Here is a 1591-nt window from a genome sequence, read left to right as displayed (position 1 = left end):
TATGAACCATTTATGATAATGTCCTAATATACCATAAAGGAAAATGTCCCAATGTAGTATAATGCTTCCATCAACAGATGGAGGTAACGATTATCAGAAAGGTAGAATTATCAATGGATGAACAAAAGAAATATGAGGTGATCAAATCATTGGCAGATCATCCAGCCCCTAACAAGCAGAGAGCTGCCCTTACTCTCGGTTGTACTGTACGTCACATTAACCGTATGCTTAAAGGCTACAAAGAACATGGCAAAGCCTATTTTATCCATGGCAACAGAGGACGTAAACCAGCCAATACCATCCCCAATGAAACTCGTAATCTTGTTGTCGATTTATACCGCAACAAATACTATGATGCCAATTTTGAACATTTCACTGAGTTATTAGGAAAACATGAAGATATCTACCTCTCCCCTTCAGCGGTTATGTCTATTCTCGAAGCTGAATACATTCTCTCTCCCAAGGCTACAAAAGCTAAGAAAAAGAGAATCAAAGAACAATTAAAAGCCGATAAAAAAGCGGCGAAATCTCAGAAAGAAGCGGATCAGATACAGATTAATCTTGTTGCTCTTGAGGACGCCCATTCCCGCCGTCCCAGAGCCGCTTATTTCGGTGAACTGCAGCAAATGGACGCAACTCCCTACGAATGGATCCCCGCTCAGATATGGCATCTGCATCTGGCTATAGATGATGCTACAGGAAGGATTACCGGCGGTTGGTTTGATACCCAGGAAACTCTGAATGGCTATTACCACGTTTTCCATCAGATTCTCACAACTTACGGTATCCCCTACAAGTTCTTTACAGACCGCCGTACTGTTTTCACCTATAAAAAGAAAAACTCCCCATCTATCGATGAGGATACCTATACACAGTTTGCCTATGCCTGTAAACAGCTTGGGGTTGAACTGGGATCAAGCAGTGTGCCTCAGGCAAAAGGACGTGTAGAACGTCTGAACCAGACGCTACAGTCGCGCCTGCCAGTCGAGTTGAGACTTGCAGGCATAACGACCATAGACGCTGCCAATGAATTCCTAAACTCCTACATAAAGGAATTCAATGAGAAGTTTGCCCTTCCCCTTCATGGTATCAAGTCTGTGTTCGAAGTGCAACCTAAAATTGAAAAAATCAACCTGATTCTTGCAGTTTTATGCGAAAGAACGGTAGATACCGGACACTGTTTAAGGCATTCCAATAAATACTACCGTATGATTGACAGCAGAGGCAATCAGGTCCACTACCGAAAAGGAACAAAGGTAATGTTTATTCAGGCTTTTGATGGCAGTCAATACTGCTGTGTAAATGACAAAGACATCTATGCACTGGAAGAAATACCCAAGCACGAAACAAAATCAAAAGACTTAGATATAGACTATACTCCGCCAAAACCAAAGAAGCCCCGCATTCCACCAATGAACCGCCCCTGGCGTCGTCAACAGTTTGGAAAATTTGTCAAACAGCAAGAACACCACCAGAATGATCAAGATACAAAAATTGCCTGAGGAATGAAGCACATCAATATAACAAGCCCCAGCAAAAAGCCGGGGCTAATACTTCAATTATTTTAGGACATTTTCAAAAACGCTTGACA

1 protein-coding gene is annotated in these 1591 nt (G+C 42.2%); it reads left to right on the top strand.

Annotated elements, in window-relative coordinates; translation table 11 throughout:
• Positions 1-113: 113 nt before the first annotated feature.
• Entirely contained in the window at positions 114-1502 is a 1389-nt protein-coding gene (locus PGQ38_RS19270) for an ISNCY family transposase (protein ID WP_270433182.1), read from the top strand.
• Positions 1503-1591: the final 89 nt, after the last annotated feature.

Source organism: Blautia faecis (assembly GCF_027662325.1).
GTDB lineage: Bacteria > Bacillota > Clostridia > Lachnospirales > Lachnospiraceae > Blautia_A > Blautia_A faecis.
The sequence above is the reverse complement of the archived record's forward strand: the minus strand, read 5'-3'. Positions and strand labels throughout refer to the sequence as shown.